General features: G+C 44.2%; 2 protein-coding genes. Both read left to right on the forward strand.

What is annotated here, in order from left to right:
* The first annotated feature begins 299 nt into the window (after window positions 1–299).
* The gene (gene era / locus Q369_RS0121935) at window positions 300–1,220 is read left to right on the forward strand and encodes a GTPase Era (RefSeq protein ID WP_031529882.1); all 921 of its coding nucleotides are present in this window, start codon (window positions 300–302) and stop codon (window positions 1,218–1,220) included.
* Window positions 1,221–1,279: 59 nt separating this feature from the next.
* Complete coding sequence (der, locus tag Q369_RS0121940) at window positions 1,280–2,590, forward strand: ribosome biogenesis GTPase Der (protein ID WP_031529883.1); 1,311 nt, start codon at window positions 1,280–1,282, stop codon at window positions 2,588–2,590.
* Window positions 2,591–2,707: the final 117 nt, after the last annotated feature.

Raw genomic sequence — 2,707 nt, forward strand, 5'->3', positions numbered from 1 at the left:
GAGCTGGACTCGAACCAGCGACCTTTGGGTTATGAGCCCAACGAGCTACCAACTGCTCCATCCCGCGGCGTTGAATTGGAGTGCAAACATACGGCATTATTTTGAATATGCCAGCTTTTTACAAAAAAATTTAAGACAACTTTTATGGATATACCCACTAATACTACGCCCTGGCGCGCGGTTTGCTGCCCGGAAAACCGTAGGTTTGCATAATAATTGGTGGCAGCATCCTAGTTATCAGCGATTTCTAAAATCCGGCCAGCTGCATTCCATTTTAAATAGTGAATACCAAAAAATTTATGGAAGAAGAAGAAAAAGAAGCTCCCTTACGTAACCATCGTGCAGGTTTTGTCAGCATTATCGGTAAACCGAATGTTGGAAAATCGACGCTGATGAATGTATTGGTGGGTGAAAAAATGTCCATTATTACCTCCAAAGCACAAACAACCAGACACCGGATATTAGGAATACTTAACGGAACACACGAAAATATTCCATTTCAGCTCGTCTATTCGGATACACCGGGTGTGATCAAGCCTGCTTATAAGCTGCATGATTCGATGATGACTTTTGTAAAAGGGTCACTGGAAGATGCCGACGTAGTTTTGTTCGTCGTGGAAGTAGGGGAGAAGGTAACTGAACACGAGGTGCTTCCACTTTTGAACCGCACCGATTCGCCTGTGATCCTGGTGCTGAACAAAATCGACCTGTCAGATCAGGAACACGTGAATGCGAAAATGATAGAATGGGAGAATGAAATCCATCCCGCTGCTATTATCCCGATCTCGGCTCTTGAAAATGCGAATATCGGTACATTGTTCGATGCGGTGATCACGCGCCTGCCTTTTCACCCGCCCTATTTCGGGGAAGACGAACTAACAGACAAACCTGAGCGTTTCTTTGCTTCCGAAATGATCCGCGAGAAAATATTTCTGAATTATCGCCAGGAAATTCCATACAGCTCCGAAGTAGTAATCACAGAATTCAAGGAAAAAGACGATATCATCGTGATCCGTGCCGAGATTTTAGTCGAGCGGAAGAGTCAGAAAGGGATTCTGATCGGCGAAAAAGGGGAAATGCTGAAAAGAGTAGGTTCACAGGCCCGCCACGATCTGGAAGCATTTTTTGGCAAAAAAGTTTTCCTTGAACAGCACGTAAAAGTAGAACCCGATTGGAGAAGCAAAGAAAACAAGCTTCGCCAGTTCGGATATGAAGATTAATAATTAATGAATGAAAAACGGTATCAACAATATCGTTTGGACCAGATCAAACAAGTAAAATGGCAAATATTATATCGATAGTAGGGCGACCGAATGTAGGTAAGTCTACATTATTCAACCGCCTTACAGAGAGCCGCAAGGCAATTATGGACAACCAGAGCGGCGTTACGCGCGACCGGCATTATGGTTATGGAGAATGGACGGATCAGTATTTTACAGTGATCGATACCGGCGGATATGTAGTTGGTTCGGAAGATATATTTGAAGGCGCGATACGCGATCAGGTGGAGCTAGCCATTGAAGAGTCAACAGTAGTGTTGTTTATGGTTGATACCATGACGGGGTTGACAGATCTTGATAAAGACTTCGCGAATGTACTTCGGCGATTCAACAAACCAGTTTATCTCGTGGCCAACAAGGCGGAGACACAGGAACGTTACCAATCTGCTGCTGAATTCTACGAACTGGGTTTAGGAGATGAAATTTTCGCGATCTCCGCACAAACCGGTTTCGGAACAGGAGAATTGCTGGATAAGGTAATTACGCATTTTGACACACAGGGTATAGAGAATCCGGAAGAAGGGATTCCCCGCATTGCGATCATGGGTCGCCCGAATGTTGGAAAGTCTTCGTTTTTGAATGTACTGACCGGAACTGACAGAAGTATCGTAACGGATATAGCCGGTACCACGCGCGACGCGATCCACACGCATTATAATGCTTTCGGAATGGAATTCATCCTGACGGACACGGCGGGTATCAGAAGAAAATCACGTGTGAAGGAAGATATTGAGTTCTATTCAACCCTTCGCTCGGTGAAAGCAATGGAAGAATCGGATGTTTGTATCGTGTTGCTGGACGCGACTTTGGGTTTGGAAGGCCAGGATATGAATATTATCGGTCAGGCCGACAAAGCCAAGAAAGGGATCGTGATCATGGTTAATAAATGGGACCTTGTTGAAAAAGACTCCAAAACGGCTGACGCCTACAAAAAAGCCTTACTGGAAAAGCTGGCCCCGATGAACTACATGCCGATCATTTTTGCTTCGGTTGTCGAAAAACAACGCATTCTCCAGGTAATGGAGAAGGCAATGGAGGTTTATAAAAACAAGACTAAGAAAATCACGACCTCGAAACTGAATGAGGTAATGCAGGCTGAGATTGAAAAATATCCGCCGCCGGCACACAGAGGGAAGTATATTAATATTAAATATATGATCCAGCTGCCAACACCTTCGCCCACCTTCGTGTTTTTCAGCAGTAATCCCAAGCATGTAAAAGAACCTTATCTGCGGTATCTTGAAAACAGAATGCGTGAAAATTTCGATTTTTCAGGCGTGCCGATTACCATTTTCTTCCGTGAGAAGTAATATATAGTGATATATAGTTAAAGAAGAGGGTGTCTCAGTTTTAGCCGAGGCACCCTCGTCCATTTGCTTTAAACTGAGTGGAAATTGAAACGCGATATCGATCCATTCAAAGCTAAT

This window comes from Dyadobacter crusticola DSM 16708, assembly GCF_000701505.1.
GTDB classification, from domain to species: domain Bacteria; phylum Bacteroidota; class Bacteroidia; order Cytophagales; family Spirosomataceae; genus Dyadobacter; species Dyadobacter crusticola.

Coding starts and splice junctions, on each gene's coding strand:
- era (WP_031529882.1), top strand. CDS start 300: ATGGAAGAAGAAGAAAAAGAAGCTCCCTTACGTAACCATCGTGCAGGT.
- der (WP_031529883.1), top strand. CDS start 1,280: ATGGCAAATATTATATCGATAGTAGGGCGACCGAATGTAGGTAAGTCT.